The organism is Rhizobium sp. AC44/96, assembly GCF_001692185.1.
GTDB lineage: Bacteria > Pseudomonadota > Alphaproteobacteria > Rhizobiales > Rhizobiaceae > Rhizobium.
The window spans coordinates 149,653-174,334 of sequence record NZ_LXKO01000014.1 but is presented as its reverse complement, the minus strand read 5'-3'; the positions used below and the strand labels follow the sequence as shown (position 1 = coordinate 174,334).

23 protein-coding genes are annotated in these 24,682 nt (G+C 60.6%); 19 read left to right on the top strand and 4 right to left on the bottom strand.

Annotated features, from left to right (window positions below):
• Positions 1-6: 6 nt before the first annotated feature.
• Positions 7-906 carry a LysR family transcriptional regulator gene (locus tag A6U87_RS13460; RefSeq protein ID WP_065691766.1) on the bottom strand — a complete coding sequence of 300 codons (900 nt, stop codon included), beginning with the start codon at positions 904-906 and terminating at the stop codon, positions 7-9.
• Between the two features lie 78 nt (positions 907-984).
• On the opposite strand from A6U87_RS13460, the gene A6U87_RS13455 reads away from it, so the two are divergent.
• The 4 genes from A6U87_RS13455 to A6U87_RS13440 all read left to right on the top strand — a co-directional run bounded on the left by A6U87_RS13455 (position 985) and on the right by A6U87_RS13440 (position 5,271).
• The gene (locus A6U87_RS13455) at positions 985-2,862 is read left to right on the top strand and encodes an IlvD/Edd family dehydratase (protein WP_244499486.1); all 1,878 of its coding nucleotides are present in this window, start codon (positions 985-987) and stop codon (positions 2,860-2,862) included.
• Positions 2,863-3,123: 261 nt separating this feature from the next.
• Positions 3,124-4,284 (top strand): fumarylacetoacetate hydrolase family protein, encoded by a 1,161-nt coding sequence (locus A6U87_RS13450; protein ID WP_065691765.1) that lies wholly within the window; start codon positions 3,124-3,126, stop codon positions 4,282-4,284.
• 120 nt (positions 4,285-4,404) lie between these two features.
• Positions 4,405-4,686, top strand: a complete 282-nt coding sequence (locus A6U87_RS13445; RefSeq protein WP_244499485.1) for a hypothetical protein — start codon at positions 4,405-4,407, stop codon at positions 4,684-4,686.
• Positions 4,687-4,824: 138 nt separating this feature from the next.
• A complete protein-coding gene (locus A6U87_RS13440; RefSeq protein ID WP_065691764.1) occupies positions 4,825-5,271 on the top strand; it encodes a helix-turn-helix domain-containing protein in 447 nt (148 codons plus the stop codon).
• A gap of 33 nt (positions 5,272-5,304) precedes the next feature.
• On the opposite strand, the gene A6U87_RS13435 is transcribed toward A6U87_RS13440, so the two are convergent.
• Complete coding sequence (locus A6U87_RS13435; protein WP_065691763.1) at positions 5,305-6,018, bottom strand: transcriptional regulator NanR; 714 nt, start codon at positions 6,016-6,018, stop codon at positions 5,305-5,307.
• A 174-nt stretch (positions 6,019-6,192) separates the two neighbouring features.
• On the opposite strand from A6U87_RS13435, the gene oiaX reads away from it, so the two are divergent.
• From oiaX to dhaL, 13 genes are all read left to right on the top strand, one after another.
• The gene (gene oiaX, locus A6U87_RS13430; protein WP_065691762.1) at positions 6,193-7,449 is read left to right on the top strand and encodes a 3-oxo-isoapionate-4-phosphate decarboxylase OiaX; all 1,257 of its coding nucleotides are present in this window, start codon (positions 6,193-6,195) and stop codon (positions 7,447-7,449) included.
• A 5-nt stretch (positions 7,450-7,454) separates the two neighbouring features.
• Complete coding sequence (locus tag A6U87_RS13425; RefSeq protein ID WP_065691761.1) at positions 7,455-8,789, top strand: four-carbon acid sugar kinase family protein; 1,335 nt, start codon at positions 7,455-7,457, stop codon at positions 8,787-8,789.
• A gap of 1 nt (position 8,790) precedes the next feature.
• Positions 8,791-9,573, top strand: a complete 783-nt coding sequence (locus tag A6U87_RS13420; protein WP_065691760.1) for a triose-phosphate isomerase — start codon at positions 8,791-8,793, stop codon at positions 9,571-9,573.
• Positions 9,574-9,585: 12 nt separating this feature from the next.
• Positions 9,586-10,032, top strand: a complete 447-nt coding sequence (locus tag A6U87_RS13415; protein ID WP_065691759.1) for an RpiB/LacA/LacB family sugar-phosphate isomerase — start codon at positions 9,586-9,588, stop codon at positions 10,030-10,032.
• Between the two features lie 77 nt (positions 10,033-10,109).
• The gene (locus tag A6U87_RS13410) at positions 10,110-10,937 is read left to right on the top strand and encodes a phosphogluconate dehydrogenase C-terminal domain-containing protein (RefSeq protein WP_065691758.1); all 828 of its coding nucleotides are present in this window, start codon (positions 10,110-10,112) and stop codon (positions 10,935-10,937) included.
• Positions 10,938-11,013: 76 nt separating this feature from the next.
• Positions 11,014-11,955 (top strand): D-ribose ABC transporter substrate-binding protein, encoded by a 942-nt coding sequence (locus tag A6U87_RS13405; RefSeq protein ID WP_065691757.1) that lies wholly within the window; start codon positions 11,014-11,016, stop codon positions 11,953-11,955.
• Between the two features lie 78 nt (positions 11,956-12,033).
• On the top strand, positions 12,034-12,678 hold the full coding sequence (locus A6U87_RS13400) for a DUF2291 family protein (RefSeq protein WP_065691756.1): 645 nt from the start codon (positions 12,034-12,036) through the stop codon (positions 12,676-12,678).
• Positions 12,675-14,225, top strand: coding sequence for a sugar ABC transporter ATP-binding protein (locus tag A6U87_RS13395; RefSeq protein ID WP_065691755.1), 1,551 nt, complete (start codon positions 12,675-12,677; stop codon positions 14,223-14,225). The genes A6U87_RS13400 and A6U87_RS13395 overlap by 4 nt, the downstream gene beginning before the upstream one ends.
• Positions 14,222-15,286, top strand: a complete 1,065-nt coding sequence (locus A6U87_RS13390; RefSeq protein ID WP_065691754.1) for an ABC transporter permease — start codon at positions 14,222-14,224, stop codon at positions 15,284-15,286. Before A6U87_RS13395 ends, A6U87_RS13390 begins: the two co-directional genes overlap by 4 nt.
• 1 nt (position 15,287) lies before the next feature.
• The gene (locus tag A6U87_RS13385) at positions 15,288-16,322 is read left to right on the top strand and encodes a Gfo/Idh/MocA family protein (RefSeq protein WP_065691753.1); all 1,035 of its coding nucleotides are present in this window, start codon (positions 15,288-15,290) and stop codon (positions 16,320-16,322) included.
• Positions 16,319-18,175: a hypothetical protein gene (locus tag A6U87_RS13380; protein ID WP_065691752.1), complete on the top strand. Its 1,857-nt coding sequence runs from the start codon at positions 16,319-16,321 to the stop codon at positions 18,173-18,175. Before A6U87_RS13385 ends, A6U87_RS13380 begins: the two co-directional genes overlap by 4 nt.
• A 54-nt stretch (positions 18,176-18,229) precedes the next feature.
• Entirely contained in the window at positions 18,230-19,234 is a 1,005-nt protein-coding gene (locus A6U87_RS13375) for a dihydroxyacetone kinase subunit DhaK (RefSeq protein ID WP_065691751.1), read from the top strand.
• Positions 19,235-19,237: 3 nt separating this feature from the next.
• On the top strand, positions 19,238-19,876 hold the full coding sequence (gene dhaL / locus A6U87_RS13370; protein WP_065691750.1) for a dihydroxyacetone kinase subunit DhaL: 639 nt from the start codon (positions 19,238-19,240) through the stop codon (positions 19,874-19,876).
• Between the two features lie 81 nt (positions 19,877-19,957).
• Here the strand turns inward: dhaL and A6U87_RS13365 are convergent, their stop codons facing one another.
• Positions 19,958-21,781 carry a chloride channel protein gene (locus A6U87_RS13365; protein WP_065691749.1) on the bottom strand — a complete coding sequence of 608 codons (1,824 nt, stop codon included), beginning with the start codon at positions 21,779-21,781 and terminating at the stop codon, positions 19,958-19,960.
• Between the two features lie 95 nt (positions 21,782-21,876).
• On the opposite strand from A6U87_RS13365, the gene A6U87_RS13360 reads away from it, so the two are divergent.
• Together A6U87_RS13360 and A6U87_RS13355 are read left to right on the top strand one after the other, a co-directional pair.
• Entirely contained in the window at positions 21,877-22,311 is a 435-nt protein-coding gene (locus A6U87_RS13360; protein WP_065691748.1) for a helix-turn-helix domain-containing protein, read from the top strand.
• 13 nt (positions 22,312-22,324) lie between these two features.
• The gene (locus tag A6U87_RS13355; RefSeq protein WP_065691747.1) at positions 22,325-22,753 is read left to right on the top strand and encodes a MarR family winged helix-turn-helix transcriptional regulator; all 429 of its coding nucleotides are present in this window, start codon (positions 22,325-22,327) and stop codon (positions 22,751-22,753) included.
• A 65-nt stretch (positions 22,754-22,818) separates the two neighbouring features.
• Here the strand turns inward: A6U87_RS13355 and A6U87_RS13350 are convergent, their stop codons facing one another.
• Positions 22,819-24,495 carry a flagellin gene (locus A6U87_RS13350; protein ID WP_065691746.1) on the bottom strand — a complete coding sequence of 559 codons (1,677 nt, stop codon included), beginning with the start codon at positions 24,493-24,495 and terminating at the stop codon, positions 22,819-22,821.
• Positions 24,496-24,682 lie beyond the last annotated feature (187 nt).

Sequence of the window (24,682 nt, the reverse complement as noted above, 5' to 3'; positions counted from 1 at the left end):
TGCCTCTCACGCTGATTCGAAGAGTTTGTAGAGCAATTCCGCTGATGCGGACAATTCGCGGTCCTTGAGCTTCACCAGGCCGAAGTCCGGGACGGAGATATCGCCTGCGATCGACAGAACGCGCAGCAGGCCATGCTTTTCCAGAAGCCTGGCAACCGGCTCGGCCAGGATCCCCAGGCGTTGGCTCTGCAGCATCAGGAGCATCGTCAACAGTGCATCGGAGGTGGAGACCACGCTGGCGGGGACGATGCCATGGCGGCGAATGAAGTCGTCGACGACATGTCGCAGGAAGGAACCGTGCGGCTGCAAGACCCAGCTTTGTTGACGGAGGTCGCTTTCAGTGATCTCGGCCTTGTCCGCCAGCGGATGGTTGACGGCGACCACGACCCGCAGCGTTTCCTTTCCAAGGGGGATGTGGTCGAACCATAGCGGGTTCATGCCGCTCGGTATGCGGCAGACCGCGAAATCCAGGCGGCGGCTGAGAACGTCTTCAAGCAAGACGTCGCTGCTGCCGACCGTGATGCTGACGTCGATGGTTGGATGGGTCTCGAACAGGCGCTTCAGCGCAGGCGCCACGTAGTCGGATGCCGGGGTCATGATCGTTCCGAACGCGACGCTGCCGCCCTGCCCGGCTGCCGCCACGACCATTTCGTATTCCGCCCGCTGCGCCTCCGCCAGAAGCATCTTGGCGTGGCGAACGATCACCTCGCCCTGTGCCGTCGCTATCAGGCCGCGGTTGTGGCGCTCGAAAAGCTGATGGCCGGACATGTGCTCGAGTTCGTTCAAGGTCCGCGACAAGGCCGGCTGCGATACGCCGAACATTTCCGCGACGACGCCGAGCTTACCGTGCTCGTTCAATGCCACGAGCATCCTCAGATGCCTCAGTTTGAATCCATCCAGTCCCATACGCGCCTCGCTTGATATAAGAGATATGCATACCAAGATACGAAAGACTGATTATACAATCCAGTATCGATCAGCTAAATGCATGACAACAGCGACGTCAACGCAAGGAAACACATCGTGGTTGAGAAGCCCCCCGTCCCGCAATATCCCAATGCAATTCAGGAAAAGACCGAGGCGCCGCAGCTTCGCTCCAAGGCCTGGTTCGACAATCTCGCGAACCCCGACATGACCGCGCTGTACCTGGAGCGCTACATGAACTTCGGCCTGAGCCAGGAGGAACTGCAGTCGGGACGCCCGATCATCGGGATTGCGCAGACGGGGTCGGACCTGTCGCCGTGCAACCGCCACCATCTGGAACTGGCCAAGCGCGTTCGCGAAGGCATTCGTGATGCCGGTGGTATTGCCATCGAATTCCCGGTTCATCCGATCCAGGAAACGGGCAAGCGCCCGACGGCCGGTCTTGACCGAAACCTGTCCTATCTCGGCCTCGTCGAGGTGCTCTACGGCTATCCGCTGGACGGCGTTGTCCTGACCATCGGTTGCGACAAGACGACGCCTGCCTGTCTTATGGCCGCGGCCACGGTCAACATCCCGGCGATCGCCCTGTCGGTCGGCCCGATGTTGAACGGCTGGTTCCGCGGCGAGCGTACCGGCTCCGGCACGATCGTGTGGAAGGCCCGCGAAATGATGGCGAAAGGCGAGATCGACTATCAGGGCTTCGTCAAGCTCGTCGCGTCGTCGGCCCCGTCGACCGGCTACTGCAACACCATGGGGACGGCGACGACGATGAACTCGCTGGCCGAAGCGCTCGGCATGCAGCTGCCGGGTGCCGCCGCCATTCCGGCTCCCTATCGTGACCGGCAGGAAATCTCCTACGAGACCGGCCTGCGCATCGTCGAGATGGTTCGCGAAGATCTCAAGCCATCCGATATCCTGACCAAGGAAGCCTTCATCAATGCGATCCGCGTGAACTCTGCCATCGGCGGTTCAACCAATGCGCCGATCCACCTCAACGCGCTTGCGCGCCACGTCGGGGTCGAGCTCACGGTGGATGACTGGCAGACCTATGGCGAGGAAATTCCGCTCCTCGTCAACCTGCAGCCCGCCGGCGAGTATCTTGGCGAAGACTATTACCATGCAGGTGGGGTGCCCGCCGTCATCGGCGAGTTGATCAAGCACGACCTGATCAACACCAGCGCCATCACGGCAAACGGCAAGACGGTCGGCGAAAACTACACCTCATCGATGATCGAAGACGAAAAGGTCATCCGCCCGTTCGAAAAGCCGCTCAAGGAGCGCGCCGGATTCCGCGTGCTGAAGGGCAACCTTTTCTCCTCGGCCATCATGAAGACGAGCGTGATCTCGCCGGAATTCCGCAATCGCTATTTGTCTGATCCGAAGGATCCGGAAGCCTTCACCGGTCGCGCCGTCGTCTTCGACGGTCCGGAAGATTACCATCACCGCATCGACGACCCATCGCTCGCGATCGATGAGAAGACGATCCTGTTCATGCGCGGTGCTGGTCCGATCGGCTATCCCGGTGCCGCCGAGGTCGTCAACATGCGTGCCCCGGACTATCTCTTGAAGCAGGGCATCTCATCGCTTCCCTGCGTCGGCGACGGCCGCCAGTCGGGCACCTCGGGATCTCCGTCGATCCTGAATGCTTCGCCGGAAGCGGCGGCGGGAGGCGGCCTTGCCATCCTGCAAACCGGCGACCAGGTGCGCATCGACCTCAAGAAGGGTACTGCCAATATCCTCATCAGCGACGAAGAACTTGCGTCGCGTCGCGCGGCACTTCAGGCAGCCGGTGGCTACGTCTACCCCGAGAGCCAGACGCCGTGGCAGGAAATCCAGCGCAGCTATGTGGGCCAGATGGAGACGGGCGCGGTCCTCGAGCCGGCCGTCAAGTACCAGCGAATCGCTCAGACCAAGGGCATTCCGCGCGACAACCACTAGGAAGAACCAACACGCGCAGGGCGCGCCGGCATATGATGCTGGCGCGCCGGTGCCCTCATTCTCTTCGCTGCCCGGATTGATTGTCGGAAGCGGGGAGGCGTCGAGGCTGTTCCGTCCAATAGGAGAGGTGACCGCTTTTTGGCGTTCCGACCTTGCCGCGGGGCAGCGAATGTGATCGATTTCGGCCGCCGCTGGGTTGGAGGGCGGCGCAATCCCTTTCATTTGAGAGCGCGTCCATCGCTCGCGTGACGGAATATGCCGATGTCTGATACCCTTCTGGATGCTGCCGCCTCCGGCGCCCTTTTTGTCGGTCGTGCCTGGAGCCCGGAGGCTCGAGGTCCAAGCGTCGTTACCATCCGCGACGGTCAGTTGATCGACATTACAGCCCATGAGGCACCGACCCTCAGCGCACTTCTGGAAATGCCCGATCCGGCCGCCTATGTGCGCTCGGCTGCGGGCCAGCCGCTGGGAGCGCTAACGGCGATCCTGGCCAACAGCACCGGCAACCCGGACACCGGCCTTCCCTACCTGCTCGCGCCGGCGGACCTGCAAGCGATCAAGGCTTGCGGCGTGACATTTGCCCAGTCGATGATCGAACGCGTGATCGAGGAAAAGGCAGCCGGTAATCCGGATCGCGCGGCGGCCCTTCGCGAGCGGGTCGGCACGCTGATTGGCGGCAGCCTCAACAACATCAAGGCCGGCTCACCGGAAGCTGCCAAGGTCAAGCAGGCCCTGATCGACGAGGGCATGTGGTCGCAATATCTCGAGGTGGGGATCGGACCCGACGCCGAAGTCTTCACCAAGGCGCCGGTGCTGTCATCCGTCGGCTGGGGCGCCGATGTCGGCCTGCATCCGATTTCGACCTGGAACAATCCGGAGCCGGAAATCGTCCTCGCGGTCAACAGTCGTGGCGAGATCAGGGGTGCGACGCTCGGCAACGACGTCAATCTGCGCGATGTCGAGGGCCGCTCGGCATTGCTTCTCGGCAAGGCCAAGGACAACAACGCGTCCTGCTCGATCGGACCGTTCATCCGGCTGTTCACCGATGGCTACACGCTCGACGACGTCCGCAATGCGGAACTTGATCTGAAGGTCACCGGCCTCGACGGGTTCGTCCTGGATGGCAAGAGTTCCATGTCGAAGATCAGTCGCGACCCGACCGACCTCGTCAAGCAGACATGCGGCGCGCATCACCAGTATCCAGATGGCTTCATGCTGTTTCTCGGAACGCTTTTTGCCCCGACACAGGATCGTGACGCGCCGAACCAGGGCTTTACCCACAAGGTCGGAGACGTTGTCGAAATCTCGTCGCCGGGTCTCGGAGCATTGGTGAACACGGTGCGGCTATCGACGCAATGTGCACCCTGGACGTTCGGTATCTCGGCGCTCATGGCCAATCTGGCGAAGCGCGGGCTGCTCTAAGTCCACAGTCGAACCAGCGGACGAATCGGCGACAAAGTTTTATCGCGGCGTTGCATCTTTCTGCGCCGCCGTTCTCCCATATATGTATGTCTATAGACGCGGACAGAGTGGAACGCCCCCATGAAGATGAAAGCTGCAGTGCTGATCGGTGCCATGATTCTTGCCGGATGCACGACGGGCATTGACTACTCTTCGCCCGGCCTCGATCCGATACCGGGAAGCATCATCTATCATGGTCAGCCGAAAACGAAGCTGGCGAAGTCGCCGCCCGGCTCGACATTCCCGCATGATTTTATCGATCAATACGGGCAGCAGGTCGAGGAAACCTACATGATCCTGCCGGACAGGACGCTGAAGATCGTGCATCGCGTGGTCCGTCCGATCCGCTTCGGCATGGATTAGGCGATCACGCTTTTTTGGGAAGATAGCGCTGGAACGAGAAAAAGGAGCGTTGAATTTAATAAGCTGCTAAGACACAGTGGGCTGCGGCGGTTTGCCGGGAAGACCGTTTCGCTTACTTCCGGCACATGGACACTTGGAATGAACGCAAAGACACCGAACGCAATCGACAGCTATGTAGGCTCTCGTATCAGGACACGACGGCAATTGCTGGGACTTAGCCAGGAAAGGCTTGCCGAACAGATCGGCGTAACCTTCCAGCAGGTTCAGAAATACGAAAAAGGAATGAATCGCGTCGGCGCAAGCCGGTTGCAGCGGATCGCCGAAGTACTGGGCGTATCGCCGAGTTTCTTCTTTCAGCAGGGCGAATCCGAGTTCTCGGTCAATTTCGACACGCCTGCGATGGTGGATCCCGTGGCCGAGTTCCTGCACTCGAAGGAAGGCCTCGCGCTCAATCGCGCCTTCATGAAGATCAACGACGTGCAATTGCGCGAGAAGATCGTCGCTCTGGTGAAAGCCATGGCGCAAGCCCAGGATCTCGCACAGGTTGCGTCATCCGACCACACGGCTCCTTCAGCGGATCAATAGTGGTCTTGCAGGGGCAGCTCTCTGCTCCTGCCCTCACTCGTGCGGTTTTCCATACAAGGCGCTCGAGCGTTCAAGATGCTTGAGGATCGCACTCTCCGAGCCATCGACATCGTGTTCCGCAAGGCGGTTCAGGATTTCCTCATGCTCGACGAGAGTGAAATTTTCCTTGCCGGTCCAGATCAGCATGTCGGTGTGATACTCTCTTAGCCAGGCGAGCATTGCTTCGCTGACCGCAACAAAGAGCGGGTTTCCCGAGATCTGCGCAATACGCGTATGAAACTCCATGTCTGCGCTTATGAACCTTTCGGCGTCCCCCAGCGAATTGCGCTGGCGCTCAATAATTTGGCGCAAATCCTCGATGTCGGTCTCGGTAGCGCGCTGCGCTGCCTCCCGTGCCATCCCCCGTTCGAAGAATATGCGGGCGCTCTTCAGATGCTCCAAGGTGTCGGTGGACCGTGACAGCATGATCTTGGCGGTCAGATCGACCTGTCGGAAGATCGACTGGGCGGTCAGGTTGAGTACCTTTGCCCGCTCTCCATGAGAAATGCTGACCAGCCCTTTGCTGGCAAGTGCCTGCATGGCTTCGCGAATCGCCGGCCTGCCAACGCCGAAGCGTTCCATCAGTACCCTCTCGGACGGCATGTCGTCCCCAGGCGCAAGCTCGCCGGAGGTGATCATTCGCTCGAGGCGGTCGAACACCTCGTCTGACAACTTGCGGCGAACAATCTGGTCGATCGGTTGGGTCATAGCGTCTCGCTGGCTCAAATATCTCCTCCTATCATTTTCCGTGCCGAGGACAAAGCGCCCGAAAATTACAGCAAAGCAAAATTTCACTTTTCATCACATGGAATACTCATTATACCAGATAATGAGTTGACGCCATGACAATATCACATGGCGAGAGGAGCAACTGGCAGTTCCATGATGATCACACTGACTTATCGCATCGAATCGCCCGGCAGCGTGGAGGCGATGGCCGAAAAGATTGCGAGCGACCAATCCACGGGCACCTTCGTGCCGGTTCCAGGCGAGACCGAGGAGCTGAAGTCGCGTGTGGCGGCGCGGGTTGTGGCGATCCGCCCGTTGGAGGGATCGCACCAGCCGACCTGGCCGGAAGTGGCGCCGGGAACCCGCCTCAACCGCGCCGACGTCGACATCGCATTTCCGCTGGACGCGATCGGTACGGACCTATCGGCACTGATGACCATCGCAATTGGCGGTGTCTTCTCCATCAAGGGCATGACCGGCATCCGCATCGTCGGCATGAAGCTGCCCGATGCCTTCAAGGATTCGCATCCGGGGCCGAAATTCGGAATTCCCGGCAGCCGCTTACTGACGGGCGTCCAGGGGCGTCCGATTATCGGGACGATCGTGAAGCCGGCGCTCGGGCTGCGTCCGCATGAGACCGCCGAACTCGTCGGCGAACTGATCGCGTCCGGCGTCGATTTCATCAAGGATGACGAGAAGCTCATGAGCCCGGCCTATTCGCCGCTCAAGGAGCGCGTTGCTGCGATCATGCCGCGGATTCTCGATCACGAGCAGAAGACCGGCAAGAAGGTGATGTATGCGTTCGGCATTTCGCATGCCGATCCCGACGAGATGATGCGCAACCATGACATCGTCGCCAAGGCGGGGGGCAACTGCGCCGTCGTCAACATCAATTCGATCGGCTTCGGCGGCATGAGCTTCCTGCGCAAGCGCTCCAATCTGGTTTTGCATGCCCATCGAAACGGCTGGGACGTGCTGACGCGGGACCCAGGCGCCGGCATGGACTTCAAGGTTTATCAGCAGTTCTGGCGGTTGCTCGGGGTCGACCAGTTCCAGATCAATGGCATCAGGGTCAAATACTGGGAGCCAGACGAAAGCTTCGTCTCGTCCTTCAAGGCTGTGAGCACACCGCTCTTCGACGCCTCCGACTGCCCTCTTCCGGTCGCCGGATCGGGCCAGTGGGGCGGCCAGGCGCCGGAAACCTATCAGCGAACGGGCCGCACCACCGATCTTCTCTATCTGTGTGGCGGCGGCATCGTCAGTCATCCTGGTGGCCCGGCGGCAGGCGTCCGTGCCGTGCAGCAGGCCTGGCAGGCCGCCGTGGCCGACATTCCATTGGAAACCTACGCCAGGGAGCATCCTGAACTCGCTGCCTCGATTGCCAAGTTCAGCGACGGCAAGGGCGCGTGACAGCGATGGGCGATCTGCTTCTCAGCTATTATGGCGACGACTTCACCGGCTCGACCGACGTCATGGAAGCGTTGGCGTCGAGCGGCATCGAGACCGTGCTCTTTCTCGATATTCCGTCGCCGGAGATGCGTGCCCGGTTCAAGGGCGCCAAGGCGATCGGCATCGCCGGGACGAGCCGGAGCGAGACGCCGGAGTGGATGCAGGCAAACCTGACACCTGCTTTCGAATGGCTGAAGTCACTCGATGCCAGGATTTGCCACTACAAGGTCTGCTCGACCTTCGATTCCAGCCCGAATGTCGGAAACATCGGAAAAGCGATCGAGATCGGTCGCGACCTCTTCCGCCAGTCCACTGTGCCCGTCGTCGTCGGCGCGCCGCAGCTGCAGCGCTACACGGCCTTCGGCAATTTGTTTGCAGCTTATCAGGGGCGCGTCTACCGCATCGACCTCCATCCGGTCATGAGCTGTCATCCGGTGACGCCGATGGACGAAGCCGATCTGACCGTCCATCTGTCGAGGCAGACAGCGATCCCGGTCAACCTGATCGGTATTCCCACCATACTATCGAGCGACGCCGATGCATTGGTTGACAAGGTCGTGGACGCACACTCGGGCATTCTCCTCATCGATGTGGATTCCGACGCGACACAGGCTGCCGCCGGTCGGCAGTTGGTTCGGCTTTCGCGCCAGTCGGGACCTTTCGTCGCCGGCTCCTCCGGGGTTCAATACGCACTCGTCAATGCCTGGCGAAGAGAAGGCCTGATTGCAGGCGATGCACAGTTTCCCGAGGTCGGTTCCGTTGACCGACTTGCAGTGGTGTCCGGTAGCGTGTCGCCCACGACCGAGCGTCAGATCCGGAAGGCGCGGGACGACGGCTTTGCGGATGTCGCGCTCGATCCCCTGGCACTGGTGTCCGACGACAGCGAACGCGCGATCGACACGGCTGTCCAGCAAGGCGTCGAGAAATTGAAGGTGGGGCGAAGCGTTATCCTCCACACGGCGCTCGGACCTTCGGCAGATATAGGTGATCACATCGACAAGATAGCCGGCGCCCGGCACAAGCTCGGACGGGCGTTGGGCACGATCCTGCGCCAACTGGTCGAACGGGAGGGGCTTTCGCGCGCGGTCATCGCCGGCGGCGACACGTCAAGTCACGCGCTGCGACAGTTGAAGGTTGATGCGCTCACCACCCTTCTCCCGCTTCCACAAACACCAGGCTCGCCGCTTTGCCTTGCCCACGGCAACTACCAGCCGACCGATGGCATGCAGATCGCCCTCAAGGGCGGTCAGATCGGAACGGACAGTTATTTCGCTCAGATACGCGACGGAAGGACCAACTGACATGGCCCTGTGGATCGGCACCAGCTTCAAGATGAACAAGACGCTCGATGAGGCGCTTGCCTTCGCCCGACGTCTCGCCGAGACGGACGATGAGCGCGATCCAGGCATACAGCGGTTTGTCATTCCATCATTCACCGCTGTTCGCGAGGTCAAGCGCATGCTTGCCCAGACCTCGGTCAAGGTCGGCGCGCAAAACATGCATTGGGACGATTCGGGCGCATGGACCGGCGAGGTTTCGGCGCCAATGCTCAAGGATTGCCAGCTCGATATCGTGGAGCTCGGCCATTCCGAGCGCCGCGAGCATTTTGGGGAGACTGATGAAACCGTCGGCCTGAAAGTCGCGTCGGCCGTTCGGCACGGTCTGACACCACTCATCTGCATCGGCGAAACCTTGCAGGAGCGTCTGGCCGGCCACGCCGACACGGTCTTGCGACGGCAGGTCGAGGCGGCCTTGGCGCTTGTCGCCACCCAGCCAGATCCCTCCCCTGTTCTTCTCGCCTACGAGCCGGTCTGGGCGATCGGCGTTAATGGTATTCCGGCAACCGCATCTTACGCCTGCGAGCGGCACGGCAAGATCGCCGAAGTGGCCAGGGACGTCCTCGGCCGGTCCGTGCCGGTTCTCTACGGTGGAAGCGTCAACCCGCAAAACTGCGAGGAACTCATCTCCCAAGCTCACATCGATGGCCTGTTCATCGGTCGGTCGGCCTGGGCTGTCGAAGGATATCTCGAAATCCTGCGCCGGTCGTCTGCTGCGGCCAAAACGCCTGTGCCTGAAAGCCTGTGAAAGGAAGCTCTCATGAAGATTGCAATAGGCGCTGACAGCGCCGGAAAACCGCTGCTGGATGTGATTGCTGCTCACCTCGCAGGCCGGGCGGATCTTGAAGTGCATGATCTCAGCCAAGCCGGCTTCTACGCCGACCTGTCGCAGAAACTCGCACAGACGATTGTCGATGGTGAGCACCAGCGCGGCATCCTGATCTGCGGGACCGGCATAGGCGTGTGCATCTCCGCAAACAAGGTGCCCGGTATCCGTGCGGCGCTGACGCATGACACCTATTCGGCCGAACGCGCCGCCAAGTCGAACAACGCACAGATCATCACCATGGGCGCGCGCGTGATTGGGCCCGAACTCGCCAAGTCGATCGTGGACGTCTGGCTTGCCTCGGAATTCGACCCGCTGGGGTCGTCAGCTGGCAATGTTGACGCGATCGATCGACTCGATGCGGAAAAACGGGTCTCCTAAAAAATAGTTGATGATATGGTGATTGACTCATCATACCAGTTTATGCTCCTATCCAGACTGAGAAAAGGTGAGGAAACATGACTACAATTGCCCTCTTCGGTGCAGGTGGCAAAATGGGCTACCGGCTTGCTAAGAACCTCAAGGGGACGCGCTTCGACGTTCGTCACATCGAAGTCAGCGATGCCGGCAAGGCGCGCTTGAAGAACGACCTTGGCCTTGACTGCGTCAGCCCGGATGCTGGTCTCGAAGGTGCCGAGGTTGTCATCCTTGCTGTCCCTGACACTGCAATCGGCAAGGTAGCCGCCGGAATTGTCGACAAGCTGAAGCCCGGCACCATGGTTGTGGCTCTGGACGCCGCCGCCCCCTTCGCCGACCACCTGCCCAAGCGCGACGACCTTACCTATTTCGTCACCCATCCCTGCCATCCGCCGATCTTCAACGACGAGACTGACATGAAGGCGAAGAAGGATCATTTCGGTGGCCTGTTCGCCAAGCAGCACATCGTCTCGGCGCTGATGCAGGGACCGGAAAGCGCTTATGCGCTCGGAGAAGAGATCGCCAGGGCCATCTGGGCCCCGGTCATGCGCTCGCACCGGGTGACGGTCGAGCAACTGGCCATGCTCGAGCCTGGCTTGTCTGAAACGGTCTGCGCCTCGCTGCTCGTCGTCATGCGCCAGGCAATGGACGAATGCGTGGCGCGCGGCGTGCCGGCGGAAGCCGCCCGCGACTTTCTCCTGGGCCACATGAACGTGCTTGGCGCGGTCATCTTCAAGGAAGTCGACGGCGTATTTTCCGATGCCTGCAACAAGGCCATCGAGTTCGGCATCCCCGCCCTGATGCGCGACGACTGGAAAAAGGTATTCGAACCGCAGGAGATCGCCGAAAGCATCCGGCGCATCACCTGAACCGGCTTGGCGAGGCAAAAGGCCTCGCCCTTCACCGCCCCAAGGGAGACGGGGCTTATTCACTCGGGAGGAAAACATGACACTGACACGCAAACTGACCCTGGCGGCCTTTGCTGGCGCGCTGGCACTCGGCACGGCCATCCCGGCCTTCTCGGCGGACCTGATCGCCATCATCACGCCGGCCCACGACAACCCCTTCTTCAAGGCTGAAGCCGTCGGCGCCGAAGCCAAGGCCAAGGAGCTCGGCTACGAGGCCCTCGTCATGACCCATGACGACGACGCCAACAAGCAGTCCGAAATGATCGACACGGCGATCGGTCGCGGCGCCAAGGCGATCATTCTCGACAACGCCGGCGCCGATGCATCGGTCGCGGCCGTCAAGAAAGCCAAGGACGCAGGTATCCCCTCCTTCCTCATCGACCGTGAAATCAATGCCTCCGGCGTGGCCATAGCCCAGATCGTTTCGAACAACTACCAGGGCGCCCAGCTCGGTGCGCAGGAGTTCGTCAAGCTGATGGGCGAGAAGGGCAACTATGTCGAACTGGTCGGCAAGGAATCCGATACCAATGCCGGCATCCGCTCGCAAGGCTACAACGACGTCATCGGTGACTATCCGGAGCTGAAGAGCGTTGCCAAGCAGTCGGCCAACTGGAGCCAGACCGAAGCCTACGCGAAAATGGAGACCATCCTTCAGGCAAACCCGGACATCAAGGGCGTGATCTCTGGCAACGACACGATGGCCATGGGTGCGATCGCCGCCCTCCAGGCCGCCGGCCGCAAGGACGTGATCGTCGTCGGCTTTGATGGCTCCAACGATGTGCGAGACTCGATCAAGTCCAGCGGCATCAAGGCAACGGTACTCCAGCCGGCCTACGCCCAGGCGCAGATGGCTGTCGAACAGGCGGACGCCTACATCAAGAACAAGACCTCGCCGAAGGAAGAAAAGCAGCTGATGGATTGCGTCCTCATCAACGCTGACAACGCTTCCAAGCTCGAGACCTTCGCGCTGGCGAAGTAATCGACAGAGAACAGCCGCAGAGGGTTCGGGAAACCGGGCCCTCTGCGGTCTATTTCACATAACTTTGAGGTTCATCGCATGTTGAGGATCAGGGGCGCCCTGATCGCCGCTCTCGTGGCGGCGGCTTTGCCTGGCTGCAAGATCATCAAGACGCCGACTGCCGAGGAGAAGGCACAGGCGGCTGCAAAGGACGCATTCGATCCGAATGCGAAGGTCGAGGCGATCTGGCAATCGCAGGCTGTCCCCTATTTCGAAAAGCGCGCCGGCGAGCTCAAGGACGTCGCCGCACTGGCCGCGTCGGGCCCCGACCAGGCTGGAGAAAAGTACGGAAATCCAAAGAAGCAGGCGAGCTCGCCCTGGACCTATGCCGTGAAATTCACCGGCAAGGTTGTCGCGGCCGATACGCAATCGCGCGCGGCAACACTCGATGTCGACGCCGATGGCGACGGCAAGGCCGATGCCAAGGTGCAGATCGGCCCGGCTCTGCGCGGCACCGCGCTGCGCGATACGCTCGACTTCGTCAACTTCAACGAATTCAAAAACCAGATCGAATGGGCCCAGTTCGGCAAGGCCTTCAATGAGAAGGCAAACAACGCCTTCCTTTCGGCTGTACCGCGCGATGGACTTGTCGGCAAGATCGTGACCGTTATCGGCGCATTCCCGGTGCCAAGCGGCGGCCAGCTGCCGTTGGTCACGCCGTCCGAACTGACGGTGGGGCAATAGTCTTGAGCCAGTCCCCCGACAACGACATCATCCTGCGCCTCGACGATGTTTCGAAGGTCTATTCGGGCATCATCGCGGTCAAGCGCGCCGATCTCGAATTGCGGCGCGGCGCGGTGAACGTGCTTGTCGGCGAAAACGGAGCTGGCAAATCGACGCTGATGAAGATCATCGCGGGCGTCGAACGGCCAACGCTTGGCAAGATCATCCTCGACGGCGAGCCGGTCTCCTTCGACAGCCCGGCTGATGCGCAGGCGCACGGCATCGGCATGATCTTCCAGGAACTCAATCTCTTCTCCAACATGTCGGTGGCCGAGAACATCTTCGCCACACGGGAGATCACCCGCGGTTTGCGCGGCATCGACCACAAGGCGCAGGTCGAAAAGGCCAATGCATTCCTGAAGCGGCTGGATGCCGGGATCGACGCCGGGACGATGGTGGAGGACCTTCCCATCGGCCAGCAGCAGCTGGTGGAGATCGCCAAGGCGATGTCGCTCAACGCACGCATCCTGATCATGGATGAGCCGACGTCTGCGCTTTCGGCGGCCGAAGTGGAGATCCTGTTCAAGGTGATCGCCGAGCTGAAGGCGCAGGGCGTCGCCATCGTCTACATCTCGCATCGCCTGGAAGAGCTGATGCGGATCGGCGACTACATCACCGTGCTGCGTGACGGCCAGATCACCGGCCAGGCATTGGTCCGTGACATCGACACGCGCTGGATCGTGCGCTCGATGATCGGCTCCGACGCCAAGGACTTCGCCAAGTCGGTGGACCATGCGGTCGGCAAGGAAATGTTTCGCGCCGAAGACATCAGTCTCCCGCGTCCAACCGGCGGCCTTGCGGTCGACCGCGTCTCCCTATCGGTCAAGTCAGGCGAGATCCTGGGCATTTACGGTCTGATGGGCGCCGGACGCAGCGAATTCTTCGAATGCGTGATGGGGCGCCACGGGCACTCCACCGGCAAGATCTTCATCGATGGCAAGGAGGTCGCTGCGCGCGACGTTACCCTTCGGATCCGCCGGGGCCTGGCGCTGATCCCTGAAGATCGACAGCGCGAGGGCCTCGTCCAGGTTCTTTCGATTGCCAGCAACCTGTCGCTGGCAAGCCTGAACCGCTTCGCCCGGTTCTTCCATATCAATGCAGCGGCGGAAAAGACGGCCATTCGCGATGCCATCAAGGATCTCGCGATCAAGGCGCCCAATCCGGATTTCGAGGTGACGTCCATGTCGGGCGGCAATCAGCAGAAGGTGGTGATCGGCAAGGCGCTGATGACCAACCCGAAGGTTCTGTTGATGGACGAACCCAGCCGCGGGATCGATGTCGGCGCCAAGGCCGACGTTTTCCGCACCATGCGGCGGCTGGCTGCAAACGGTCTCGCCATTCTGTTTTCGACTTCAGACCTCGAAGAGGTCATGGCGCTTTCCGATCGCATCGCGGTTTTGAGCAACGGCCAGCTGGTCGCTGTTTTCAACCGAGAAGAGGCGACGGAAGAAGCTATTATCGCGGCTTCGGCCAAGGGACACGGACATCAAGGGAAACTCGCGTCATGACGGCGGCAACCTCCACCACTTCTTCGCCGACGAGCACGAACGGCTCTGTTCTCCTGACGCTGATGAAGCTTAGAACCTTCATCGCGCTGTTCGCCGTCATCATCTTCTTCGCAATCTTCGCCCCGAACTTCACATCGACGGCGAACATGATCCTGATGTCGAAGCATGTGGCGCTCAATGCCTTCCTTGCCATGGGCATGACCTTCGTCATCATCACGGGCGGCATCGATCTCTCGGTCGGCTCGATCGTCGGGCTTTGCGGCATGGTGGCCGGGGGCCTGATCCTCTACGGGGTCGAGCTACCGATCGGCTATACTGTTTACTTCAACCTGTTCGAGATCGTGCTCATCACGCTGGCGATCGGCCTGTTCATCGGCCTGATCAACGGCCTGCTGATCACCAAGCTCAACGTCGCACCCTTCATCGCCACGCTCGGCACCCTGTATATCGCTCGTGGCCTGGCGCTACTGTCTTCGGACGGGCAAACCTTTCCGAACCTTGTCGGCCGTCCTGAGTATGCGACGACCGGATTCGACTTCTTCGGTGCCGGGCGCATCCTTGGATTACCGGTTTCGATCTGGATCCTGATCGCGCTCGCGCTTCTCGCTGCCTATGTCGCACGGTCTACCCCGATCGGTCGCCATATCTTTGCCGTCGGCGGCAACGAACGCGCGGCCCGCATGTCCGGCATCCGCGTCGATATCGTGAAGATCTTTGTCTACATGTTTTCCGGACTTTGCGCAGCAATCGTCGGCGTCATCATCTCGTCGGAACTGATGGCTGCGCATCCTGCAACAGGCGAGAGCTTCGAACTCAACGCGATCGCGGCAGCCGTCCTCGGGGGCACCTCGATGTCGGGCGGTCGCGGAACGATCGGCGGGACGATCATCGGCGCCTTCGTGATCGGCATCCTCTCGGACGGGCTGGTGATGATGGGTGTCTCGTCCTTCTGGCAGATGGTTATCAAGGGGTTGGTGATTATCATCGCGGTTGTTGTCGATCAGGCGCAGCGCCGTCTGCAGCAGCGCGTTACTTTGATGCAGATGGCAAGGGCAGGTTGAAATGACGGAATTGAAAGGTGCATTGATCGGTTGCGGCTTCTTCGCGGTCAACCAGATGCATGCCTGGAACGATGTCGAAGGTGCGAAGATCGTTGCGATCTGCGATCGCGATCCCGAGCGCCTGAAGATCGTGGGCGATCAGTTTGGCATTGAGCGGCGATACAGTGATGCCGAAGCACTCCTTGCAGACGGCGGCTTCGATTTCGTCGACATCGCAACAACCGTCCAGAGCCACCGGCCACTCGTGGAGATGGCCGCGCGGCACAAGGTTCCTGTCATCTGCCAGAAGCCCTTCGCCAAGACCCTTGCCGATGCCAAGGCGATGGTGCAGGCCTGCCGCGAGGCCAGTATTCCGCTAATGATCCACGAGAACTTTCGCTGGCAGACGCCCATTCAGGCGGTTCGCAAGATTCTCGACGCGGCAGCGATCGGCACGCCTTTCTGGGGCCGTTTTTCCTTCCGCTCTGGCTACGACGTCTTCTCCGGCCAGCCATATCTGGCCGAAGGTGAGCGCTTCATCATCGAGGATCTTGGCATTCATACGCTCGATATCGCCCGCTACATCCTGGGTGACGTAAAGGCGCTGACGGCACGAACCAAGCGAGTCAATCCCAACATCAAAGGCGAGGACGTGGCAACGATCCTGCTCGACCACAACAGCGGTGCGACGTCCGTCGTCGACGTCAGCTATGCCACGAAGCTGTCGAATGAGCCCTTCCCCGAGACCTTGATAGAACTGGACGGTTCCGATGGAAGCATCCGGCTCAGCCAGGGCTACCAACTGGAGGTCACCAGCGCCGACGGCACACGCACGATCGACGTCTCGCCCCGGCTCCTGTCTTGGGCATCGCGGCCCTGGCACAATATCCAGGAAAGCGTCTACGCCATCCAGCAGCATTGGGTCGACCAGTTAAGCCAGGGTGGTGAACACTCTACGTCGGGAGCCGACAATCTGAAGACCTTTGCCCTCGTCGAGGGAGCTTATGAAAGCGCTGCTACCGGACAACGCGTGGATGTCGGAGCCTTGCTGCGATGACGGTTGATCCCTTCGTCCTCTATGGCACGCATCTCGTCGAAACGCCTGCGGTCCGGCTCAGTGCCGGAAAGCTGGAAGCCGATCTGGTCGAGGGCAATCTTCGAACAATCCGTTACGATGGGACCGAGGTGCTGAGGGCGATCTCGTACCTCGTTCGCGATCGGGACTGGGGGACCTACAGCCCCGAAATTTCCGGGCTTCGGATCACCCAGGACAAGGATCGGTTCGAAGTCGTCTATCGTGCGGGCTGCGAAGGGCCGGACAATACCAAACTCGCGATCGATGTCGGGATCGTCGGAACCTCGGATCGCCTGGATTTTGTCACCGACGCCGTCTCGCACACCGGCTTCGAGACCAACCGCTGTGGCTTCTGCATTCTTCACCCGATCGTCGGGGTCGCTGGCACGCCCGCGACTGTCGAGCGTGTCGATGGCACTCTCCGAGCAACGGAATTTCCCGAGCTGATCGATCCTTGGCAGCCCTTCAAGGACATGCGTGCGATCACGCACACGGTCGTGCCTGGGGTGACGGCCGAGTGCCGCATGGAGGGCGATACGTTCGAGATGGAGGACCAGCGCAACTGGTCGGACGCATCGTACAAGACCTACGTTCGGCCGCTCGCCCTGCCCTGGCCATATCAGATCCCAGCGGGCGACCGCATTCGGCAACGCACGTCCCTCGTTATCAGGGGCGAGCGTTACAGCCGTCCGGCGGCAATCGCTTCCGATGGTTCCATCCAGCTCGAACTCGGGACGCGCACAGGCACGATGCCCGGCATCGGCGTCGTCGTCACTCCCGAGGAAGCCGGAGCGGTGCTCGCGGCGAAGTCGCTGCTATCGGAGATCGCTCCGCAGGAGATCATCTTTCATTTCGACCCGAATGCCGGCCACGGCATGGAGGCAATCGAACGGTTCAAAGTCATCGCGGATGGCCAGCGCAGTCACTCGACGCTGGAACTCGCCCTGCCATGCAGGCGTTCGCCGGCCGTGGAGACGGCGGAAATCGCCGATATTCTGCGATCGGCCTCGTTCAGGCCCGATGCGATCATGATCTCGCCATCCGTAGACCGCCAGTCGACACCCCCAGGCAGCAAGTGGCCGGACTGCCCACCCCTCGAAGAGGTCTATGGCGCGGCTCATTCGGCCTTTCCCGGCATCCGCATTGGCGGGGGTATGCTGAGCTATTTTACCGAACTCAACCGGAAGCGGGTTCCCGCGGACGATCTTGGTTTCGTCAGTCACTGCACCAATCCGATCGTGCATGCGGCCGACGACCTCAGCGTCATGCAAACGCTGGAGGCCCTACCCTTCATTACCCGCTCGGTTCGCGCGATCTATGGCGAGAAGCCCTACCGGATTGGGCCATCATCGATCCCGATGCGCCAAAATCCCTATGGGAGCCGAACGATGGAAAACCTTTCCGGCAATCGCATTCCGATGGCCAACCAGGACCCTCGGCACAACGGGCGTTTTGCGGAAGCGTTCGCGCTTGGCTATGCGATACGCGTGCTTGATGCCGGGCTGGAGTGCTTGACGCTCTCGGCGCTGACCGGTCCATTTGGACTGGTGGCGGGCGCAGGCGAACCAACAAGACAAGGGGACTGGCGCCCCTTGTTCAATACGGTGCGCACATTGTCGATGCTATCAGGATCCCGCTGGCAGGAATGCGTCTCATCCGCGCCTTCGAAGGTTCTGGCCTTCGCCGTGACGGGTGCGTCGGGGCGAAAACTTCACATTGTCAATGTGACAGCGGAAGAGCAAACGCTCGATTGCGGATCGAGCATCGTCGCTCCAGCCGCTGCGGGCGTGACGATAGGGCCTTACGGCGTGGCGGTTTTGCCGCTTGCGCATTGACCGCCACGGCCCGGCTTGCATCTGGGGTGTCGGAGTTCGAAGGGGAGAATCGGCGTGAAAACCAAGAAGCTCATCAATTCCGGAGCGGATGCCGTCGACGAGATGCTGGAAGGCATATTGGCGGCTTATCCGGAACACCTGTATGCGGTCGACGATGTGCCGCGTGCGATCATCGCCAGGAACGGCCCGCGCCAGGGCAAGGTAGGGTTGGTGATCGGAGGAGGTTCGGGGCACGAGCCGACGTTTCTTGGCTTTGTCGGCAAGGGACTGGCTGACGCGGCCGCGGTGGGGAACGTCTTTGCATCGCCGCCCCCTGATCCAATCATCGCATGCGCGAAGGCAGCTGATGGCGGCTCGGGCGTGCTCTTCATGTACGGGAACTACGCCGGCGACGTCATGAATTTTGACATGGCCGCCGAGATGCTCGCGCTTGATGACATTGAGGCGCGAACCGTCCTGACCACCGACGACATTGCTTCGGCGCCGGCTGACCAGATCGAGAAGCGACGCGGGGTCGCGGGCAAGGTCTTCATCTTCAAGGCCGCCGGAGCGGCATGCGATCTCATGTATCCGCTGGACGAGGTCGAGCGGGCCGCCCGTCACGCCAATGCACGAACCTACACCATGGGGGTGGCGCTTTCACCATGCTCACTCCCCCAGACCCTCCGGCCGAACTTCACCATCGGCGAAGAGGAGATGGAAATCGGCATGGGCATCCATGGCGAACCCGGCGTGGCACGCGGACCGCTTCAATCCGCGGATGCAGTGACCGACGAACTGATGGACGGTATTCTGCGGGAGATGAAGGCTCCAGCCGGCGACCGTCTGGCGGTTCTGGTGAACTCGCTTGGTTCGACGCCCCTGATGGAGCTGTACATCATGATGCGCCGGGTCAAGTCACGGCTCGATGACGCCGGGCTCCTGATCCACACCTCCCTCGTCGGGAACTATTGCACCTCGCTTGAAATGGCAGGCGCGTCGATCACCATCATGCATCTCGATGACGAGTTACAACGTCTGATCGATCATCCCTGCGACTGTGCGATGTTTCGGAGGTGATGGATGCCGATCAATACCGATGACCTGCAACGGCTGTTTTCGCTCATCGCAGACGAGATCGCGAAAAAGCGGGACTGGTTGTGCGAGCTGGACGGCGTCATAGGCGATGGCGATCACGGTCTTGCCATGGAAGGTGGTTGGCACGCCGCTGCCACGGCGCTCGTTTCGCTCGATGGCGCCCAGACCCTGCCGACGGCCGCGTTCAACGCTGCTGCAAAGGCATTTCTGAACGCGATCGGTGCCTCGTCCGGCCCCTTGTATGCAACTGCCTTCATGCGCGCAGGCGCCGCCGTCAAGGGCAAGGAGGAATTGTCGGACGACGACTTCCTGACCGCTTTCTGCGCGCTATCCCAAGGCATCCAGGATCGCGGCAAGGCCGAGATCGGAGAAAAAACGATGGTCGATGCCTGGAAGCCGGCCGCAGAGGCAGCCCTTCAGGCGCGAGCCAACGGAGAAGCCCTTGCGTCGTGCCTAGACGCAGCCGTCCGCGCCGCCCGCGATGGCTGCGAGGCGACGAAAGGCATGGTGGCGGCCAAAGGGCGGTCCTCCCGGCTTGGTGATCGCTCGCTCGGTCATGTCGACCCGGGTGCGGCGTCAGCGGTAATCGTCATCGAGGCAATCTCGTCGTTTGCCGGTCCGTGACGACGAGTGCCCCATGTAATCGAAGTGTGAACCGCGGCGACAGGCGGCCGTGCAGCGAACAGACGCCGCACGGCTGCTCGCCTACCTCGCAACCGAGCTTCGCGGCGCCGGCAGGAAGGCATTTCGGTCGCGTTCAAGTGAGCGGAATGAACTGCGCAGGGCCAGGAGGTCCTTTCTTGCGATCAAGCCGACCAAGCGCCCTGACAGTGGTTCGAGGATCGGGATGCGTCCGCTGTCGGAGCTGATCATCAGGTCAGCGATAAAGCCGACGGTGTCTTCAGGGTGGCCGGTGGGAAGCGAGCCGTCGAGTGCCACGTCTGCGAGACGCTGCTCCTGAAATTCCTCGTCTATCTGCCAGCGAAGCGCATCCGAGCGCGACATCAATCCCAGGAAGATGCCCTGATCGTCGATGATGGGATAGCTGCGATGCCGTGCTCCACTGGCGAAGAAGGCGCAGGCCTCTGCCACGGTCATGCTCGCCTGCAGCGTGTCCACTTTCCGGATCATGATCTCTTGGGCTCGGGTCAGTTCGTAGGGATCGACGCCATATTCGCGGGAAATATGCTGGCCGCGACGGGCAATCTTTTCGGTGAGGATGGAGCGGCGCAGCAGAAGAACCGTGACGGCATAGGCGACCACCGTTGCGGTGAGCAGCGGCACGAGGGCATTGACGTCGCCAGTAATCTCGACGGCGAAAAAGGTCCCCGTGAGCGGCGCGCGCATTGTGCCGCCCATCATTGCGGCCATTCCGAGCAGTGCCCAGAACCCGGGATTGCCCACGGGCATGACGAGGCCAACGAGCCAGCCCAGCGCCCCGCCGAAAATGAGAAGGGGTGCAAGAACACCGCCTGACGTTCCTGATGACAAGGCAAAAAGCCAGATGACGGTCTTAACGATCAGGATGGAGACAACCACCGAAACGGCAAGCTGGTTGTGCAGCAATCCGTCGATAATGTCGTAGCCGACCCCGAGGGCGCGTGGTTCAATCAACCCGCCGAGCCCGACGACCAAGCCGCCGATTGCCGGCCAAGTCATCCAATGGAAGGGCAATTTCTCGAACAAGTCCTCGATCTTGTAGAGAAGCGTCGTCAAGAGACCGGACTGCAATCCCGACACGATGCCCATCGCTGCGCAAAGGAGAATGCCCCACCACGGCAATGACGACGCGACGTTGGCAGGAAACAGAGGCCCCGCACCGAACAAGAGAGGGCGCCAGCACACGGCAACGCAGGCCGACACGGCCACGGGAATGAAGCTCCTCGGCTTCCATTCAAACAGCAGAAGTTCGACCGCCAGCATCACGGCGGCAATCGGCGTGCCGAAGATCGCCGTCATGCCCGCTGCGGCACCCGCCACCAGCAGCGTCTTTCGTTCAGCAGCAGACATGTGGAAGAACTGGGCAAACAGGGATCCTATGGCGCCGCCGGTCATGATGATCGGTCCTTCCGCACCGAAGGGGCCGCCTGTTCCGATCGAGATTGCCGACGATAGCGGCTTCAGGACCGCAACTTTGGCCGACATGCGGCTGCCGCCAAGAAGGATCGCCTCGATGGCCTCGGGGATGCCATGTCCCCTGATCTTCTCGGAACCGAAGCGCGCCATGAGGCCGATGACGATACCACCCAATACGGGCGCCATCACGGTCCAGACGGACCGCGGCGCCTGCCATGGAGGTATCATCTCAGTAGCGAAATGGCCGAACCAGACGAGGTTGGAGACGATCGCGATCAGACTGACCAAGATGTCGGCTGCAAAGGCGCCAGCAGTTCCGACGACGATCGCCATGGCGATGAGGATCAGGACGCGACGATCGGTGGTGAAATCGCCGGCTTGCCTGCGGTCGACGCCGGCGGTGAAGTCCCTTTGCTTCGACAGCTTCCCCTTCGAGGGCTGCGGGTGGGGCATGGTTTCTCCGTGAGAATGAGTTTGGCCGTTGCGGATGAATTCGGACCGCCTATTATATCGTAGTACGATATAAAACAAGCGTGACGGAGATATCGATGAAAAATGGGATCCATGATGAGACAGTGGATTGGGACGCGCTGGCGAACCTGCGCTACAGGATCAGGAAGTTTCGGCATTTCAGCGCGAGGGAGGCGCTGAAGCTTGGATTGGCGCCACAGGAGCACCAGGCACTCCTTGCAATAAAGGGGCATGGAAAGGCGATGACGCTTGCGGTGCTTGGTGAGCGCCTGCTCCTGGATCGCCAGGCGGTCGGTGCGCTGGTCGGCGGGCTGGCAGCCAGGGAGTTCGTCTTCGTTGAAACGCATGGCAGGCAGAGATTGCTCAGCCTATGCAATGCTGCGGAAACTTTGCTGGACCGGCTCTCGCAAGCTCATCTATATGAAATCAGGGAGATGGCACCGGACCTGATGCATGCTCTGCGCGTGCTGCAGGACCGGCAGAAGCTGAGCAGAATCGCATGGATGCAGTGAAAGCGAACAAGAGATGAAGACCGACGCCGAGCTCAGCCACGCCGACTATCAGGCGCTCTCCAATTTGCGGTTCACGCTCCGGCGCTTCATGGACTTCAGCGCCTCGGCGGCGCAGGAAGCTGGGCTTCCGCCCCAGCAGCACCAGGCGCTTCTTGCTATCAAGGGGCATCCCGATCGTGAGCGCATGACCGTCGGGATGCTGGCGGAGAGGCTGCTGATAGCACCCCACTCCGCCACCGAACTCGTTGGACGATTGTCCAAGGCAGGCCTGGTCGATCGCCGCCAGGACGAAGCCGACCGCCGGAAACAAACGCTCGAACTGACGGCAAAGGCCGACCTGATCCTTCAGCAGCTAAGCCAGGTCCACTTAAGAGAAGTTCGAGAGCTGGCACCTCAGCTGATCGAACTTTTGACGCGGCTTCAGGACTCGACCGACGACTGATGAGGCCCTGATTGGGGCGGGACGCGCATGCGCGTGAGCGCGCAGCGCGCTCTGCGTCGCTCTTGTTATCCAAATAGGGTCAGGACGCCCTTCGGTGCCGCGTTTGCTATCGATAGAGACTGGATCGCGAGTTGTTGCTGTGTCTGCTGGGCGGCAAGTCTCGATGACTCCTCCTCCATATCGGCATCAACCAATCGTCCTACGCCCTGTGCTATCGTGTCTGTCATCTTGAGCGAAAATTCCGACTGAAGGTCTATCCGCTTCTCCATTGCCCCCAAGTACGAAGCGCCGGCAACAACGTCTTGGAGCATGCCCTCGAGCCCGACGAGCATCCAGCCAACGTTGGCGGAGCCCGTCACGTCGATGGAGAGAAAATCGAGATCGGAGCTCGTAACGGAACCATGGACATTCGAGAATGTGTAGTTCGAATGCGACCCTGTCTCCGGGTGAACCGATGGGTCAACGGAAATGCTGACGCCCGCGCTGCCCCCCGTGAAGACAAGGCCTTGTCCGGCAAGCTTGTAGCTAAGCAAGGTCGCCATGTCTGAAGAGGTTGCAATGATCCCATCGCCGTTCCCAAGCGCTGCCTCGACATCGGCGCGTGTCAACGTGTAAGAGACGGCCGTTCCGTCGCTGACCTGCAGGTCGAATGATATGGAATCTGTGTCGCTCATCAAGAATGGCTCGCGAAACTCCACTGAACCGGAGGCGTACGGTTTGGAGTTTGTTCCTGTCGAAGCGTTTTCGAGTCCCATCCCGTTGCCGCCTGGCAAAGAAGAAGAGACGTTGGAAATCTGAACATCGTTTTCGGGCTCGCCTGGTACGCCGAGCGACCAGATCGTCACATAGCCGATGTTATTCCAGATAGAGCCTCCACTCGACGTGGTAGCTGGAACGCTGTTTTCCTGGAAGAAAGTCCAAAGGACCGTCTGCAGATCCCCGGGCCCCGGTATTTGGCCGTCATTCCGGTGGAGCGCACGATTTATCAGGTCGTAGTCGATCGTTACGTTGTATGTCTGGCCCGCCGAGGAGCCATTCGCGTCGAGCGTCAAATCGAAGGTGAGGGTATCGCTGGGAGAAAAGACGATATCCCCCGGGAAGTGGTAGCTTCTACCCCATGACCCCGATGCCGTCGGGTTTCGTTCCAACCCGCCGAGCAGAGCCGATGGCCCACCCGCCTCCGCCTGGAGAATGCCCTTTCCGCTGGTATTGAACAGCGCGGTCCTAGCCTGATCAACGTCCACCGTCTCGAGTGACACGGACCCACCGGATCTGACAAACGATGATACGACATTCGTCAAACTGTATTCCGGATCCTCCATATCAAGGATGTCGGTGTTCAACCAGTTCACTCCGTTGAAGCTGGCAGCCTGCGCAACGCTCACCACCTGCTGTTTGAGTTGGTCCAACTCATCCTGCACCTTCGTCCGATCCACGCCGTCCTCTGTCGCCACGACGAGCTTGGCCTTGAATTCGCCGAGCAGATCGACAACCGACGACATGGCCGAATAGGCCGTATCGACCTTCGCCGAACTCATGCCGAGAGCATCGGTTACCGCAGACATGGCTTTGCCATCCGACCGCATCGTCGTGGCAATGGACCAATACGCGGCATTGTCCGACGCCTTCTCAACGCGAAGGCCTGACGAAACACGTCCCTGCGTGCCTTGCAGCCCGTAGTTGATTGAGCGCAAGGTTTGGAGAGCAGCGATGGCCGACGTGTTCGTTAGGATCGAAGTCATGAAAAGCTCGGTTACTGAAACTGCAAGTAAGGGAAATGAATGAGAAATGCCGCATCATGCAGCCTATAGCTGTCAAACTATGAAAGTGGCGGTTAACAAATCATTGATGAAATTAGCTATTTCTGATGAAGTTGCGCCGAATTTCCCGAGGGTCACTCGTCTCAAGCGCGAGCGTGATGTGATGCCC

Bases quoted from the DNA above. Each gene is read 5' to 3' on its own strand.
- A6U87_RS13460 (WP_065691766.1), bottom strand. From the start codon at position 906: ATGGGACTGGATGGATTCAAACTGAGGCATCTGAGGATGCTCGTGGCA.
- A6U87_RS13455 (WP_244499486.1), top strand. From the start codon at position 985: ATGCATGACAACAGCGACGTCAACGCAAGGAAACACATCGTGGTTGAG.
- A6U87_RS13450 (WP_065691765.1), top strand. From the start codon at position 3,124: ATGTCTGATACCCTTCTGGATGCTGCCGCCTCCGGCGCCCTTTTTGTC.
- A6U87_RS13445 (WP_244499485.1), top strand. From the start codon at position 4,405: ATGAAGATGAAAGCTGCAGTGCTGATCGGTGCCATGATTCTTGCCGGA.
- A6U87_RS13440 (WP_065691764.1), top strand. From the start codon at position 4,825: ATGAACGCAAAGACACCGAACGCAATCGACAGCTATGTAGGCTCTCGT.
- A6U87_RS13435 (WP_065691763.1), bottom strand. From the start codon at position 6,018: ATGACCCAACCGATCGACCAGATTGTTCGCCGCAAGTTGTCAGACGAG.
- oiaX (WP_065691762.1), top strand. From the start codon at position 6,193: ATGATGATCACACTGACTTATCGCATCGAATCGCCCGGCAGCGTGGAG.
- A6U87_RS13425 (WP_065691761.1), top strand. From the start codon at position 7,455: ATGGGCGATCTGCTTCTCAGCTATTATGGCGACGACTTCACCGGCTCG.
- A6U87_RS13420 (WP_065691760.1), top strand. From the start codon at position 8,791: ATGGCCCTGTGGATCGGCACCAGCTTCAAGATGAACAAGACGCTCGAT.
- A6U87_RS13415 (WP_065691759.1), top strand. From the start codon at position 9,586: ATGAAGATTGCAATAGGCGCTGACAGCGCCGGAAAACCGCTGCTGGAT.
- A6U87_RS13410 (WP_065691758.1), top strand. From the start codon at position 10,110: ATGACTACAATTGCCCTCTTCGGTGCAGGTGGCAAAATGGGCTACCGG.
- A6U87_RS13405 (WP_065691757.1), top strand. From the start codon at position 11,014: ATGACACTGACACGCAAACTGACCCTGGCGGCCTTTGCTGGCGCGCTG.
- A6U87_RS13400 (WP_065691756.1), top strand. From the start codon at position 12,034: ATGTTGAGGATCAGGGGCGCCCTGATCGCCGCTCTCGTGGCGGCGGCT.
- A6U87_RS13390 (WP_065691754.1), top strand. From the start codon at position 14,222: ATGACGGCGGCAACCTCCACCACTTCTTCGCCGACGAGCACGAACGGC.
- A6U87_RS13385 (WP_065691753.1), top strand. From the start codon at position 15,288: ATGACGGAATTGAAAGGTGCATTGATCGGTTGCGGCTTCTTCGCGGTC.
- A6U87_RS13380 (WP_065691752.1), top strand. From the start codon at position 16,319: ATGACGGTTGATCCCTTCGTCCTCTATGGCACGCATCTCGTCGAAACG.
- dhaL (WP_065691750.1), top strand. From the start codon at position 19,238: ATGCCGATCAATACCGATGACCTGCAACGGCTGTTTTCGCTCATCGCA.
- A6U87_RS13365 (WP_065691749.1), bottom strand. From the start codon at position 21,781: ATGCCCCACCCGCAGCCCTCGAAGGGGAAGCTGTCGAAGCAAAGGGAC.
- A6U87_RS13360 (WP_065691748.1), top strand. From the start codon at position 21,877: ATGAAAAATGGGATCCATGATGAGACAGTGGATTGGGACGCGCTGGCG.
- A6U87_RS13355 (WP_065691747.1), top strand. From the start codon at position 22,325: ATGAAGACCGACGCCGAGCTCAGCCACGCCGACTATCAGGCGCTCTCC.
- A6U87_RS13350 (WP_065691746.1), bottom strand. From the start codon at position 24,495: ATGACTTCGATCCTAACGAACACGTCGGCCATCGCTGCTCTCCAAACC.